This window comes from bacterium, from assembly GCA_026708055.1.
Lineage (GTDB): Bacteria > Actinomycetota > Acidimicrobiia > Acidimicrobiales > CATQHL01 > VXNF01.
In genome coordinates this window covers 34688-49256 of record JAPOVS010000060.1, presented here as the reverse complement: position 1 = coordinate 49256, position 14569 = coordinate 34688, and the positions used below count along the sequence as shown (strand labels likewise).

The window sequence follows — 14569 nt, the reverse complement described above, 5'->3', positions numbered from 1 at the left end:
TGAACGAACCTCTGGCAAAGCCGACCGCGCCGCTGGGCACTGGATTCCGGCCCCGGATCGAGTCCGGGGCAGGCTCTCCGCCGGAATGACGAGGCAGTCGATTCGCAGCATTGTCAACCTCCCAAGTGTCACGTACCCACCATGACCGTCCTGCGATAGGCGCGGAACCCGTAGACCGCGGCCACGATGATCACCGGGGCGGCCACGAGTATCAGCACCAGGTTGCCGGGGAGGCCCAGGATCGCCTGGAGCCGGACCTCGCCGTTCTGCAGGAACCCGAAGTAGAGGGCGAAAGGCAGCACGGGCAGCATCTTCCCACGCGCAAGCAGGGCCACGGCGATGGCGGTGAAGCCCCAACCGGGCGAGAAGTGGGCGCCGATGCGGTACTGGTTGCCGAGCAGCTCCACCACCCCGCCCAGCCCGGCCAAGCCGCCACCCAGCGCCATCGCCACCGTCCTGGTGCGCGCCAGATTGATCCCCTGGCGAACCGCGACGGCGTCGCTCTGGCCCAGCAGGCCCAACCGCCATCCCAAGCGTGTGTAGTCGACCAGGTAGATGGTGGCGGCCACGACGGCGGCGGCGATGAAGATGCCGTAGGGGATGTCATCGCCGGCGAAGCGACCCAACCGGAACCCGTCGTGCACCGCTCTGCTCGCCGCGTACGGCAGGTCGGGGTCCTTCAACCCGCCGCGCAGCAGGAACGTGAGGGAGAAGAACGCGATGAAGTTGAACATGATCGTCGTGACGATTTCGTGCATGCCGCGGGCCTTCAGCCAGCCGGCAACCGCTCCGAGGGCGCCGGCCGCACCGAACGCCGCCACCAGCGGCAGCAGGAAGACACCCGGGCCGCCGCCGAACGAGGTGGCGATGTACACCCCGACGAGAGCGCCGGTCAACAGCTGCCCCTCGCCTCCGACGTTGAACAGGCCGGCCCGGTAGGGAAGGGCCACACCCAGGCCGACGAGCACGAGCGGGAGCGAGGACGTGAGCCACGACCCCACCCCGACCATCGACCCGAACGATGCCTTGAAGAGTTGCGTGTAGCCCTCGCCGACGCCGGCGCCGCCGATCTGCACCAGCGGCGCCAGAACCACCAGCGAGGCCAGGATCGCCAGAGCGGGAACCGCCCCCTCCGTCATGCGCAGCCGGCCGGCGAGTGCGAGCTTCATCGTTCCTGGAGCATCAGGTTGCCGATGCCGCCGATCGTGATCCCCTCGCTCAACACGCCGGTGATGCGCCCCCGGACCATCACGGCCACGCGGTCGCTGACCTCGATGATCTCCTCGAGCTCGGTGCTCATGTAGACGACCGAACTCCCCTGATCGGTCAGACGGCGCACCCAGTAGCGGACCTGCTCCGCCGAGCGGACGTCCAGTCCCCGGGTGGGGTAGGTGGCGACCAGCAGCAACGGGTGCTTGCGCAACTCGCGGGCGAGGATCACACGGCGACGATTGCCGCCGGAGAGTTGGCGCACCGGGGCGCCGATCCCGTCGGTGCGGATGTCGAACTCCTCGACCAATTCGGTCGCCGACCGGCGCTGGCGCGCCTTGTGACGGGGCGTCGGCGCTTCTTGCCAGGCGAACGTTCCGAGGGCGATGTTCTCCCAGACCGAGAGTTCCCCGCACGTGGCCAGGAAGTGATCGTCGGGCACGTCCCCGACGAGCTCGGAGCGGTCCGGCGGCGGGTAGCTCGCCAGCGGCCTGCCGTCGAGGATGACGGTGCCGGCGTCAGGCCTCCACGAACCGGTCAGCAGCGCGGAGAGTTCCCGCTGGCCGTTGCCCTCGACCCCGGCGATGCCGAGCACCTCGCCGCGGCGGATCGTCAGGTCCACGTCGTGCAGTGCCCGGCCCCACCGCGGCGCGCCGGACACCCCCTGGACCTCCACGAGCACGTCGCCCGCGCTTCCCGCCGCCAGCGTGTGCACAGCGGCCCCGGGAGCGCCGTCGACGGCGCCAGTCACCGATGGATGGGGCGCGTCGTCGCCGACGATGAGACGCACGAGTTCGGCCTCGTCCACCTGGTGGCCGGGCTCGAGACGACCGACGACCTGCCCCTCCCGCAGGACCGTGGTGCGGTTGCTCTCCGACAGCGCCTCGGCGAGGTGGTGGGTGACGAACACCACCCCCACGCCCTGGGAGGTCAGCGAGCCGAACAGCTCGAAGAGGCTGGCGCGCTCGGCCGGCGCCAGGACGGCGGTGGGTTCGTCGAGTATGACGAGCCACGCGTCCTGCATGAACGCCCGGGCGATCTCGGCTCGCTGGAGATCCCCCACCGAGAGGTTCTCCACGCGGGCCTTCGGATCGATGGAGAAGCCGAGCCGGTCACCGCTCTCGACGAGGCGGTCCGCCAGTTCGCTGGGGATCCGCCCGAGGCGTCCCTCCTGCAGGACCACGTTCTCCAGCAGCGTCAGGCGGGAGATCAGGGTGGAACTCTGGTGGACCACCGCGATCCCGCAGTGCCGGGAGTCGGCGGGGTCCCGGATGTCGACCTCCCGACCGTCGACCTCGACGAGCCCGGAGTCGGGGCGGTAGATGCCCGTCAGGCACTTGATGAGGGTGGACTTGCCGGCCCCGTTCTCGCCGAGCAAGGCGTGCACCTCGCCGCCCCGGAAGGTGACGTCGATGCCGTCGTTGGCGCGAACCCGGCCGAAGTGCTTGTGCAGGCCGGTGACGGCCAGGGACGAAGCCTCCCTGGCCGTCACCGGCCCCGCGTGATCTATGGCCGCTCCCACGTACCGGCGACGCTAGTGGCGACCGTTCCCCGGGTTACGGGGTCTTCTCGCGCGTCGGGTCGACGACGATGTCGCCCGAGGAAACCCCGTCGATCACGGTCTCGATGGCGGCGTCGACGTCGGCGTTGGCGTTGCAGGGCGGCGACAGGTCGATCCCGGTGTTGGCGAGGTTCATGGAGTAGATCGCGGGCTCGAGCGAGCCGTCCTTGTAGAACTCGCCCATCTGCTCATAGGCGATGTCGAAGTTCAAGGTGACGCTCGTGAGCATGGTGTCCGGCGCCTGCTCGCACTGGTCCACCACGGCGCCCACGTACCAGACACCGTTCTGGACGGCCGCCTCCACGGCTCCGGCGCCCGCGGCGTCCGCACCGTCGAAGAGCACGTCGGCACCCCCGTCGATCAGCGCCTGCGCGGCCTGCTTGGCTTTGGCGGCGTCGAGGAAGTCACCTGTCCAGACGTCGTTGAACTCGCAGTCGTAGCCCAGCACGTCCGCGGCGTCGTCGCTCAGCTGGCCCGAACCGCCCGTCCAGCGGGTGTACGCCGGGATCGGGGCGCTCACGACCATGCCGATGCTCTTGGCGTCGGAGGCGGCGCAGCCGATGGCGGCGGCCATGTAGCCGACCTGGTTCCAGTGGACCGCCCAACCCGCCACGTTGGGCAGGTCGTTGGTGGTCGACAGGTCCGAGTAGATGATGAACCAGGTCTCCGGGTAGTCCGGAGCCACTTCCAGCACCGCAGCCTCGTACCCGCTGGAGTGCGGCACGATGATGTCGTAGCCCTCCTCGGCCAGCTGGCGCAGCGTCTGGGGTGCCTGGTCGTAGGAGATGTGCTCGAGGACGTCCGGCTCTGTGTCGAGGATGGCCGCCATCTTCTCGAAGGCGGCGAAGCCGTTGCGGTACCAGCCGGCCGCGTTCACTGCGTCGGGGTGCAGCTGCGCGATCCTCGGCGAGGCCTTGGAGACCTCCGGGCCTGCCGGCGCGGCGGGCTCGGGTGGAGGCGGCGGCTCGGGCGCCGGCTCCGGTGGAGGTGGAGGCTCCGGCGCGGGCTCGGCCGGAGGCGGAGGCGGCGGCGCCGCTTCCTCCTCGTCCTCCCCGCAGGATACGGCCACGAGGGCCAGGGTCGCGAGCAGGGCCAGGAGCAGTGTCATCAGCCTCCCGGCTGGTGTACGTCTGGTGATCATTGGGTCCCCCCTTGTATTTGTTGCCGAACTGGTCGGATGTCTGTTGTCGGTTGGGCACCCGCCGGTCTCCGGGGATCCCGGCGATGCGCCTCTCATGCGGCGGCGCTCTGGGTCCGGAAATGAGGCATGACCTCGCGGGCGAAGAGCTCCATGTTGCGGATGGTGTGGTCGTGAGGCATGTCACCGATGTGCAGCAGGGCGTTGACGAGACCGAAGCCGAGCTCCTCGGCGAGCTCGGCCAGCCGCTCCCGCACCGTCGCCGGGCTGCCCACGACGGCGTAGCCCTGGGCCACCAGGTCCTCGTAGCTCACATCGGAGTAGGCGCCGAGGCCGGACTGCAGGAACCGGCCCCACGAGTGGTCGGTCATGTAACCGGGCGGGAAGAGGTGCTCGAACTTGTGCTTCAGGCCCTTGTGGTACAGCCACGTGACGTACTGGCGCCCCTCGGCGTGCGCCTGGCGGTCGGTCTCGGCCACGTAGATCGGCAGCAGGATGCCGATCTTGTCCCGGGGCGCCTCGTAGCCCGCGGCGCGTGCGCCCTCCCGGTAGCCGTCGAACCAGCGCTTCAGCAGCTTCGACGGGGCGAACACCGACAGGTACGTGTAGTGGTGCTCGGCGGCCCAGGACATGGTCTCGGTGCTGCCGAAGGCGGGGATCCAGATGGGCGGGTGCGGCTGCTGCAGCGGGCGCGGCCAGACGTTGACGTAGTTGAGCCGGTAGTGCTTGCCGATCCAGCGGAACGGGCCCTCGGTGGTCCAGGCCTTGATGATGAGGTCGTGCGCCTCGCTGTAGCGCTCCCGGGAGGTCGACGGGTCGATGCTCATGGAGAAGTACTCGTCGCCGATGCCGCGCACGAACCCCGAGATGATGCGTCCCCCGGAGATGACGTCCAGCATCGCCACCTCCTCGGCGACCCGCAGCGGGTGGTCGCGGAGCGGCAGGCCGTTGCCGACGATCGCCACCTTCAGCCGCTCGGTGCGCCGCACCAGGGCGGCGGCCATGAGGTTCGGCGAGGGCATCGTGCCGTAGGCGTTCTGGTGGTGCTCGTTGACGCAGATGCCGTCGAAGCCGAGTTGCTCGGCGTACTCCAGTTCATCCAGGTAGCGGTTGTAGAGCCCCGTGCCGACGGTGGGGTCGTAGTTGCTGTTGGACAGGGTCACCCACGCCGACTCGCGCTCGTCGAAGTCCTCAGGCAGGTACGGGTACGGCATCAGGTGGAACATGAAGAACTGCATCAGCAGCCCCCCTTCCCGGCAAGCTCGGCGTGGAACCGCCCGATGGCCTCGACGGTGCGCTCGGGCTGCTCCAGCAGCGGCGCGTGGCCGCAGTCCCCGATGACCTCCAGGCGCGCCCCGGCGATGAGCTCCCCGTAGCGCTCCCCGTGCGCCTGCGGCACGAGGCGATCGTCGCTCCCCCAGAGGATCAGCGTCGGCGCGGTGACGCGGTGCAGCCGGAGGTGGAGCTTCGGATTGCAGCAGAACGGGTTCCAGGCCAGGCGGGCGAAGCTCGTCTTCTCCTTGAAGGCCCGCATCAGCATGTCCAGGGTGGGCTCGGGGGAGATGAACTGCAGGGCAAGCTCCTGGTCCAGGAACAGCGCCGCCCGGAGTTCGTCGGGGTTCATGGCGAACATGTCCTCGACGGGGTGCTCGGGCAGGTCGAGGCCGATGGGGTCGACCATCACCAGGCTGCGTACCTTCGACGGCTGGTGCACGGCCAACTCCGCCGCCAGCCATCCGCCGAGGGAGGCCCCGACGACATGCACCGCCTCCAGATCGAGCGCATCCAGCAGGTCGAGGTAGAAGTAGACGAGGTCCTCCATGCCGTCGATCCAATCCAGCCGGTCGGACTCCCCGAAGCCGGGATGATCGGGGGAGATGACGTCGAAGCGCTCGGCGAGCAGATCGTGGAAGGGCAGCCAGAATCCGGCACCTGCGGCCGGGTGGAGGAACAGCAGCTCCTCACCCGCGCCGGCCCGCATCACGTGGATGCGCCCGCCCCCCAACTCGAGATGCTGCACTGCGTGCTGGCCGTTCTGACCGGTCATACCCGAACTCCCCCGCCGGGGGACTATACACCGGGCACTGTGGCCGGAATAATGCGCCGGCGCCGCGAACCGCCCCGACCGATCGGCCGCCGGCGGGGAGCCGCGGCGGGAAGGCCACCGGTGGCGCGGTGCAGCGGTCCGGCGCCGGCCGGATCGGTGGCTTCGGCAACGGCGCCGAAAGTGATCTGTAGTATTCGCCGCATGGGGGGAATGCCGGTCCCGGAAGACCGGGTTCAGATCGGGCGAGGAGCCGTCCCGTGAGTGAGGATCCGTCACGTGGGTGACGTCCTGAACGCCACGGTGGTGGCGGGCGTCCCGCTGCTGCTCGCCGCGCTCGGGGGTGTGATCGCCCAGCGCTCGGGCGTGCTCAACATCGGCCTGGAGGGGTTGATGCTGGTCGGTGCCTGGGTGGCGGCCTGGGCCGCCGCCTCCTTCGGCGCGGAGCAGGCGGGGTTCTGGTTCGCGCTGCTGTTCGGCGCCGTCTTCGGGCTGCTCCTGGGCTGGATCACGGTGGGGTTGCGGGGGGACCAGGTCGTCGTGGGGATCGCCTTCAACATCCTGGCTCTCGGCGTCACCAGCTACCTGTTCGACGTGCTGATCCGCCGCGGCGGGTTGGAGGCCATGTCCGTCCCGCGGGGCTCGTTCACGCAGCGCATTCCCGGGCTGGCGGCCATTCCCGGCATCGGCGTGCTGGCCGATCAGCACTGGATGGCCTACCTCACCTACCTGTGTGTTCCCGTGGCGTGGTACGTGCTGTTCAGGACGGGCGTCGGGATCCGCCTGCGCGCCTGCGGGGAGTACGCCGAGGGCGCCCAGGCCACCGGGGTCAACGTGCTGCGGGTCCGCCTCGTGGCGATGACGGTCAGCGGCATTCTCGGTGGCCTCGCCGGCGCCTACATGGTCCTGGCCGACATCCGCCTCTTCCTGCACGACATCGTGCGCGGGCGCGGCTACATCGCCATCGCCATCGTGATCCTGGGACGCTGGAACCCATCGGGTGCGGCGGCGGCCGCGGTGATCTTCGGCGCGTCCTACGCCCTCGGATTCCAGCTCCAGGCCCGGGACATCCCCGTGGCCGGCGAGTTGCTGCTGGCCCTGCCCTACATCGTGACGATCGTCGCCATCGCCGTCTCGGGCCGGAAGGTGCTGCCGCCGCGCGAGGAGGGCCGTCCCCTGTATCTCTTCAAGTGAGCGCCCTTCAAGTGAGCGACCTCTGAGTGAGCGATCCCGGCAAGTGAGCGCACCGGCACCCGTCTTCGGAATCCGCCTACCCCCCTGCACCGATGTCCGGACGGCTGGCGCCGCGGCCCGGATGGCCGAGGAGGCCGGGTTCGACATCGCCTGGTACCCGGACTCGCAGTTCCTCTGGCGCGACGTCTGGGCGACGCTTGCGGTGGCCGCGCTCGAGACCCGGAACATCCGGGTCGGCTCGTGTGTCACGACCTTCGAGACCCGGCACCCGAGCGTGACCGCGGCCGCCACCCGCACCGTCGCCGAGGTCGCCCCCGGGCGCACGATCCTCGGTGTGGGCAGCGGCGACAGCGCCATCAAGCTGCTGGACATGAAGCCGACTCGCCTGGCCGAGATGCGCCGCAACATCGGCGCCGTGCGCCGGCTTCTCGACGGCCATCCGGCGGACTACGGCGGGCGGGAGATCCACCTCCACGGCAAGGTGCCCACTCCGGTGCCGGTCTACATGGCCGCCACCGGCCCGAAGGCCCTGCAACTGGCCGGCGAGATCGCCGACGGGGTCATCGTGCTGGCCGGGCTCGCCCAGCCGCTGGTCGAGCGGGCGCTCGGCCACATCCGCGACGGCGCGGCGCGCGCCGGGCGGTCACTCGAGGATCTGGACATCTGCGTCGGGACGTTCTGCCACATCACCGACGACCCGACCGAGGCGGCCCGGGTCGCCAAACCGGTCTGCGTGGGCCTGGCTCAGGTCGGCGCGACCGGCGCCCTGCAACTCGCCGGGATCGAGATCGACGTTCCCGCTGTCGTGCCCGACGTGTACCCCGACATGACCCACGCCGAGGACTGGATGCACGCCGCCGAGGTGGCCGGACGCTGGGTGAGCGACACCGACGGCCGCCGCTACGCCGAGCGGTTCTGCGTCGTGGGCACGGCCGCCGAGTGCACCGAGAAGATCCGCCGGGCCCGCGACGCAGGTGTCAGGAACTTCTACATCCGCGGCTTCCCGTCCTACGAGCTGCCCCTGGGCCTGATCGACGTGTTCGGATCCCACATCATCCCGGCGGTCACGTGAGCGCGACCGACGTCCTGACCCCCTGGGCCTGATCCCCCTGGGCCTGATCGACGTGTTCGGATCCGACATCATCCCGGCGGTCACGTGAGCGTGACCGACGTCCTGATCCCCCTGGACCTGATCGACGTGTTCGGATCCCACATCATCCCGGCGGTCACGTGAGCGCGGCCGACGTCCTGATCATCGGGGCCGGCGCCTCGGGAGCGGTCGCCTCCCGGCGCCTCGCCGAGGCGGGGTTCGACGTGGTGTGCCTCGAGCAGGGCGAGCGGTCCGATCCGGGCGCCTACCGCGGCGCCTACGACGACTGGGAGCTCACCGGGCTCAAACAGTGGACCTGGGACCCGAACATCCGCCGGGCGCGCGCCGACTATCCCGTCGAGGTCAGCGAGTCCGACATCGACCCGCTCATGTTCAACGGCGTGGGCGGCAGCACCGTGCAGTTCGCCGCGCAGTGGCCCCGCCTGGCGCCGTCGGACTTCAGGGTCCGCACCCTCGACGGCGTGGCCGACGACTGGCCCCTGACCTACGAGGAGCTCCAGCCCTACTACGAACGCTCCGACGTCGACTTCGGCGTCTCGGGGATCGGCGGCGATCCCGCCTACCCGCCGGGAGCCGAGCCTCCCCTGCCCCCGCTGCCCTTACCCGAGGTGGCCACCGACATCGCCCGGGCGCACAACCGTCTCGGCTGGCACTGGTGGCCCGGCACCAACGCCATCGCCTCCCGGCGCTACCGGGGGCGGCGGCCCTGCGTCCAGCGCGGCACCTGCGCCTGGGGCTGCGGGGAGGGCGCCAAGGGCTCCACCGACCAGACCCACTGGCCGGACGCCGAGCGCTTCGGTGCGCGCCTCGTGACCGGTGCCCGGGTGCGCCAGATCACGCTCGATGCCCGCGGCCTCGCCACCGGCGCGATCTACGTGGACCGCGACGGCCACGAGCGGCACCAGCCGGCATCGGTCGTGCTCGTGGCGGCCAACGGCATCGGGACACCCCGCCTGCTGCTGCTCTCGACGAGCACCGGCTTCCCCGACGGCCTGGCCAACCGCTCCGGCCTCGTCGGCAAGCGGCTCATGATGCATCCGTTCGGCACCGTGATCGGGCTGTTCGACCGCCACTGGCCGAGTTGGCAGGGGCACTGGGGCCAGAGCCTGCAGTGCATGGAGTTCTACGAGACCGACCCCCGACGGGACTTCGTGCGCGGCGCCAAGTGGGGGCTGCAACCCACGGGCGGGCCGCTGGGCGCCGCCCTGGGTTTCGGCGGCGACCCGGTCTGGGGCACCGCGCTGCACGAGCGGGTCCGCACGAACCTCGGCCACTCGATCATGTGGGGCATCATCGGCGAGGACCTGCCCGACGACGCCAACCGGGTGACCCTCGACGGTGAGTTGGCAGACCCCGACGGCGTCCCGGCACCCCGGATCCAGTACCGGGTGTCGGAGAACTCCCGGCGGCTGCTGAGTTTCCAGGCGGCCCGGGCCGCCGAGTCGCTCAGCGAGGCGGGCGCCTACGAGACGGTCGTCACCCCGCAGGTGCGGGGCACCGGTTGGCACCTCCTCGGCACGGCCCGGATGGGCGACGATCCGGAGTGCTCCGTCGTGGACCGCTGGTGCCGGAGCCACGACGTCGAGAATCTGTACGTGATCGACGGCAGCGTCTTCGTCACCTCCGGGGGTGTCAACCCCACCGCCACGATCTCCGCGCTGGCCCTCCGGGCCACGGAGCGCCTGATCGAGACGCGCCGGCAGCAGCGGGTGCCATGAGGACCCCGCGCTCGCCAGTCGGACGAAGACGATCGCCGTGGTCGGTTCACCCCCCGCACTCCCAAGCCACGACGACGCACACGTCGTCATTCCGGCGCAAGCCGGAATCCAGGCGCCGGCAGCCACCGCGGCGGTTGCCGTGACCGACCCGCGGCGCCCCGAGGACTTCGACGAGGCGTTCCGCGCCCGGCTGGCACGCATCGCCGACGTGCTGGTGCCGGCCTACCGGGAGATGCCCGCGGCCAGCTCCGTGGGGATCGCCGGGGAACTCCTGGACAAGGCGCTGCGGGCCCGACCCGACCTGGCCGCCGACTGCCGGCGCGCCGTGACCGCCTGCGCCGACCCTCCCAGCCCCGAGGTGCTCGAGCAACTCGCCGCCACCGATCCCGACGGCTTCGGTGCGCTCATGGTCCTGGTGCTCGGCGGCTACTACATCAGCACCGAAGTCAGGAAACTGCTTCACTACGCGGGTCAGGAGGCACTCCGCATCGACATCGGGGAGCTTCCGGCCTACATCGAGGAGGGACTCCTCGACGAGGTGATCGACCGGGGCCCGATCTACCGAACAACTCCACCGGACGAAACGCAGAACTCGCAGAACTAAAGGGGGACATCGTGGTCACGACTCGTTACGGGACCAAGCCACAGAAGATCGAACAACTCACCGGTCCGTACGAACCGAATGGGCAGCCCGACCCCCATCTGGGCCAGCCCCTCCAGCTCGGGCTGTTCGCCTGGAACATCCAGGGGGGCTCCACCGGCTCCAAGGCCGTGCTGGCCGACCCCGACCGGTACCAGAACTACTGGCAGTGGCCGCTGGCCTCGAAACTGATCACCGAGGCCGAGCGGATAGGCTTCGACTACCAGGTGCCGTTCGCCCGCTGGATCGGCCAGGGGGGCGACACCGACTGGAACGAGACCTGCCTGGAATCACTCACCGCAGCGGCAGCCGCCTCCTCCATCACGAGTCGCATGCTCCAGTTCTCCACGGCACACAGCAACTACGAGTTCCACCCGTTCCACTTCGCCAAGTTCGGGGTCACCGTCGACCACATCTCCGACGGGCGCTGGGGACTCAACATGGTGACCGGCTACTCGGCCAAGGAATATGCGGCGTTCGGCCACATCGAGCCGCCCGAGCACGACGAGTCCTACCGGCGCGCCGATGAGTTCTTCACCCTCGTCAAGGCGCTGTGGGCCTCCGACGTGCCCATCATCTTCGAGGGCGAGTACTACCAGTGCTACGGCGCCTACGTGAACCCCAAGCCGACCCGCAAGCCGCGCCCGCTGCTGATGCAGGCCGGGCAGTCCCCGGTCGGCATCGACTTCGCCTGCCGGCACGCCGAATGGATCTTCCAGATCCAGCCCCAGATCGAGAACTACCGGACCGTCGCCAAGGACATCCACGACAAGGCAGCCTCCTACGGCCGGAGGGTGCTCGTGGCCACGCAGCTGTGGCCCATCATCGACAAGACCGACGCAGCCGCGCAGGCCACCGCCGAATGGATCGCCGAGGAGATCGACCACCAGGCCACGATGAACTTCATCCAGTCGGCCAAGCGGCAGCACATCTCGTCGACGTTCGGGTGGATCGAGGCGGAGGAGGAGAGCGCCGACCCCTATGGCGGCATCGGTCGGGACCTTTTCATGCGCATGGGTCTGGGCATCGGCGCCCACCAGTTCGTGGGCAGCTACGACACCGTGGCCGAGCAGCTGCGAGAGCTGTACGAGGCCGGAATCGAGAGCGCCCTGATCTCGTTCTTCGACCCGTTCCTGGGGCTGCAGCAGATGGAGGACGAGATCTTCCCCCGCCTCAAGAAGATGGGCCTGCGCCGCTAGCCCGCGGTTGTCCGGGTGGGGCTGCCGGTGGTCCGCGGGTGTCCGGGTGCGGATGCCGGTGGCGCTCCGGCGGCCTCTGAAAATGGCACGCCTGCGCTTGCCCCCGGCATCCCCACCCTCGCGCGCGGGTCCCGGCAGACGCGCCTCACGTCATTGGGAGTGATCTGAAATGACCGACATTTCCGCATTTGGCGAGGGCCGCGTGGAGCGGGTTTTGCGGCCTTTGCTGGAGACGCCTTCGGAGCAGACGGACCTTTTCGAGGACGACCCGCAGATCCGGGCGTTCCTGCAGGAGGTGGTTGTCCCCCAACTGGAGCAACTCGGGCTGCACACGACAACCGACGAGGCCGGCAATGTGATCTGCGAGGTCGGGGGTGGTGAGGCGCGGGGGCTGGTTCTGTTCTGCTATGCGATGACGCATCCCGCGGGCCGGATGGTGGATCCGTTCGTCGCGAGCCGGATCGTGGGTGCGGACGGCGCGACTCGGGTGCGCGGGCGTGGTGCCAGTGAGCAGATGGGGGCGCTGGCTGCGGCGATCCTTACCGTCGGCGCCGTGGCGGCGAGGGAGAGTGACCTGGCGGGGCCGCTGGTGCTGTGCGTGTCGCCGGCGGGTGAGACCGGGCGGCACGATACGGCCCGGAGCTTTCTGGCCGGCTACGAGGAGCGGACGGCGCCGGCGGCGTGCATCGTGGGGATCGGCACGGACAACGCCATCTGCGTGGCCAACAAGGGGCGAGTCGACGCCACCATCCGCGTGGCGGGGCTGGCGGGACACAGTTCCATGCCCTGGCGCACCAAGAACGCCATCGAGGGTGCCCGCCGCGTGCTGGCCGTCCTCGATGGGATCGCGCTCGCCGGCGACCACCCGCATCTCGGGCGACCGACCCTCACCCCCACGGCCGTGCACAGCAGCCCCAACGCCACGCACACCGTTCCCGATCTCGTGGAGATCACCGTCGACCGGCGACTCCTACCTGGCGACGATCCCGAAGAGGCCCTGGCGGACATCCGCCGGGCAGTCGAGGGAATCGACGGCTGGGACATCGACGTCGAGCCCGGCCCGTTGATGTACCCGTCAGAGGTTTCCGCCGACTCCCCCTTCGTGGACACCCTCCGGGCGGCGTTCGCGGCGGCCGGGCACCCCGGTCCCCCACTCACCTACTCCCACGGCTGCATCGACGCCGGGCTGTTCTCGAGCCGCGGCATCCCCGCCGTCATGCTAGGAGCGGGCGAGCAGGGAATGTGGCACACGATCGATGAATCGGTCGCCCTCGACGCCGTGGCGCTGTCCGCGCAGGTCTACACGGCGACGGCCCTGGACCTTCTGACCTGAGAGGCTGCCGGTCGCCCGAGCAGTCGACTGCCGGCGACTGCCGGATCGCGAGAGTGGGGCTGCCGGGGGCGAGCGCAGGCGTGCCATTTCCAGAGGCCGCCGGAGCGCCACCGGCAGCCCCACCCGGACCGCTCGCAGCGCTGGATTCCGGCCTGCCCGGAATGACGGCCGAACTGGTTCGTCACGCTAGTTCGCGTGCCTATCCAGGAAAGCGGCCGCCTCTATAAACGGTTCCAGTGGCAGGCGCATCAGGCAGGCGCCGACCTGGCCCCGCCCGGGCTCGCGGTGGGCAAGTCCGGCGTTTGCCAGGGGCGCGATCCCCGTGGCCGCCACCTTGTGGACGTCGATCCCGATGGGCGTCCCACCGAAGCCCTCGGCTGGGATGAGGAACCGGGAGCTGGCGCCCCGGCAGATGCCCCGCAACTCCTCCACGGTGTCCGAGGCGGTCAGCGGATCGCCCCCCACGAACGAGACGATGGCCGGCGACGCCGACAGGGCGAAGGCCCCCAGGCCGACGGTCTCGGCGATGAACGAGTCGCCCAGCACCGGAGAGGCGTCAGCCGGCTCGTAGCCCTCGAACAGCTTCGGCTCGCCGATCACCGAGTTGGTCAGGAACCAGCGGTCGCCCGCACCGCTGACCCTGATGCCCAGGTCGGCGCCGTTGGACGACATCGCCGTGACGACGCCCGGATCACCCGTCATCTGCGCCACGTCGGCGACAACCTTGGCCGCCGCGATGGACAGGGCCAGGAAGAAGTGCGGGTTGGCGGCCACATGGGACAGAACGTCGACCGCATCCTGGCGATCGGCGGCGGCCACGATCGACGGGGCCAGCCGGGCCAGCACGGCGGCGCTGGAGGCCACATTGCGGTTGTGGCACTCGTCGCCCCGGCGCAATCCCTCGGCCCAGAGTTCGACCATGTCGAGCCCGTCGACGGCGCCGAGCGCCGCGTCCAGCACAGGGCCGGCGACCGCACCCATCCAGCGGAGCCGATCCAGCGTCGCCGGATCGTAGGAGCCGAAGCGCAGCGCCTTGCCCAGTCCCTCGTTCAGCGGCGAGAACGCCCGCGAGCCCTGATCGGTCTCCATCACGACGACAGGAATGGAGGGCGTGACCACCCCCGCCATGGCCCCGACCCCGCCGTTGTCGTGGCAGGAGGCCAGCGCCAAGCCGCCCCCGTCGAGAATCCTGGCGGCCGCCTCGGGAGACTCGGCCTCCCCTTCGAGCATCAGCGCCCCGATGAGGGCGCCGCGGAGGGGACCGACGATGTCCCCGCCGCCCAGCGGCGGGCCGGCGTGCAGGTACCGGCGCTCACCGACCGCGCCGGTCACGTCGCGCGCCGGGCGGACGCCGATCGCACGCACCTGCGTCGAATCCAGCGCCTCGAGTGCGGCCCCTGTGGCCGGTCCGATCATCGCCGT

Annotated in this window: 12 protein-coding genes; 6 read left to right on the top strand and 6 right to left on the bottom strand. The window is 70.1% G+C overall.

What is annotated here, in order from left to right:
* Positions 1–128: 128 nt before the first annotated feature.
* From OXG55_13645 to OXG55_13625, 5 genes are all read right to left on the bottom strand, one after another.
* Positions 129–1169 carry an ABC transporter permease gene (locus OXG55_13645; protein ID MCY4104283.1) on the bottom strand — a complete coding sequence of 347 codons (1041 nt, stop codon included), beginning with the start codon at positions 1167–1169 and terminating at the stop codon, positions 129–131.
* Positions 1166–2701 carry an ATP-binding cassette domain-containing protein gene (locus OXG55_13640; GenBank protein MCY4104282.1) on the bottom strand — a complete coding sequence of 512 codons (1536 nt, stop codon included), beginning with the start codon at positions 2699–2701 and terminating at the stop codon, positions 1166–1168. Before OXG55_13640 ends, OXG55_13645 begins: the two co-directional genes overlap by 4 nt.
* Before the next feature lie 64 nt (positions 2702–2765).
* Entirely contained in the window at positions 2766–3878 is a 1113-nt protein-coding gene (locus OXG55_13635) for a BMP family ABC transporter substrate-binding protein (protein ID MCY4104281.1), read from the bottom strand.
* 125 nt (positions 3879–4003) lie between these two features.
* Positions 4004–5146 (bottom strand): LLM class flavin-dependent oxidoreductase, encoded by a 1143-nt coding sequence (locus OXG55_13630; protein MCY4104280.1) that lies wholly within the window; start codon positions 5144–5146, stop codon positions 4004–4006.
* Entirely contained in the window at positions 5146–5955 is an 810-nt protein-coding gene (locus OXG55_13625; protein MCY4104279.1) for an alpha/beta hydrolase, read from the bottom strand. Before OXG55_13625 ends, OXG55_13630 begins: the two co-directional genes overlap by 1 nt.
* Positions 5956–6231: 276 nt before the next feature.
* On the opposite strand from OXG55_13625, the gene OXG55_13620 reads away from it, so the two are divergent.
* The 6 genes from OXG55_13620 (at position 6232) to OXG55_13595 (ending at position 13147) form a co-directional block, all read left to right on the top strand.
* Positions 6232–7146, top strand: coding sequence for an ABC transporter permease (locus OXG55_13620; protein MCY4104278.1), 915 nt, complete (start codon positions 6232–6234; stop codon positions 7144–7146).
* A 43-nt stretch (positions 7147–7189) separates the two neighbouring features.
* The gene (locus OXG55_13615; GenBank protein ID MCY4104277.1) at positions 7190–8218 is read left to right on the top strand and encodes an LLM class flavin-dependent oxidoreductase; all 1029 of its coding nucleotides are present in this window, start codon (positions 7190–7192) and stop codon (positions 8216–8218) included.
* 158 nt (positions 8219–8376) lie between these two features.
* The gene (locus OXG55_13610) at positions 8377–9975 is read left to right on the top strand and encodes a GMC family oxidoreductase (protein MCY4104276.1); all 1599 of its coding nucleotides are present in this window, start codon (positions 8377–8379) and stop codon (positions 9973–9975) included.
* A gap of 37 nt (positions 9976–10012) precedes the next feature.
* Positions 10013–10579 (top strand): hypothetical protein, encoded by a 567-nt coding sequence (locus OXG55_13605; protein ID MCY4104275.1) that lies wholly within the window; start codon positions 10013–10015, stop codon positions 10577–10579.
* 11 nt (positions 10580–10590) lie between these two features.
* Positions 10591–11814, top strand: a complete 1224-nt coding sequence (locus OXG55_13600; GenBank protein ID MCY4104274.1) for an LLM class flavin-dependent oxidoreductase — start codon at positions 10591–10593, stop codon at positions 11812–11814.
* A gap of 169 nt (positions 11815–11983) precedes the next feature.
* Positions 11984–13147 (top strand): M20/M25/M40 family metallo-hydrolase, encoded by a 1164-nt coding sequence (locus tag OXG55_13595; protein ID MCY4104273.1) that lies wholly within the window; start codon positions 11984–11986, stop codon positions 13145–13147.
* Between the two features lie 186 nt (positions 13148–13333).
* Here the strand turns inward: OXG55_13595 and OXG55_13590 are convergent, their stop codons facing one another.
* Entirely contained in the window at positions 13334–14563 is a 1230-nt protein-coding gene (locus OXG55_13590; protein ID MCY4104272.1) for a DUF1116 domain-containing protein, read from the bottom strand.
* Positions 14564–14569: the final 6 nt, after the last annotated feature.

What these genes read in the sequence shown, in the direction of transcription:
- OXG55_13645 (MCY4104283.1), bottom strand. Translation starts at nt 1,169, where the DNA reads ATGAAGCTCGCACTCGCCGGCCGGCTGCGCATGACGGAGGGGGCGGTT.
- OXG55_13595 (MCY4104273.1), top strand. Translation starts at nt 11,984, where the DNA reads ATGACCGACATTTCCGCATTTGGCGAGGGCCGCGTGGAGCGGGTTTTG.
- OXG55_13635 (MCY4104281.1), bottom strand. Translation starts at nt 3,878, where the DNA reads ATGACACTGCTCCTGGCCCTGCTCGCGACCCTGGCCCTCGTGGCCGTA.
- OXG55_13630 (MCY4104280.1), bottom strand. Translation starts at nt 5,146, where the DNA reads ATGCAGTTCTTCATGTTCCACCTGATGCCGTACCCGTACCTGCCTGAG.
- OXG55_13625 (MCY4104279.1), bottom strand. Translation starts at nt 5,955, where the DNA reads ATGACCGGTCAGAACGGCCAGCACGCAGTGCAGCATCTCGAGTTGGGG.
- OXG55_13590 (MCY4104272.1), bottom strand. Translation starts at nt 14,563, where the DNA reads ATGATCGGACCGGCCACAGGGGCCGCACTCGAGGCGCTGGATTCGACG.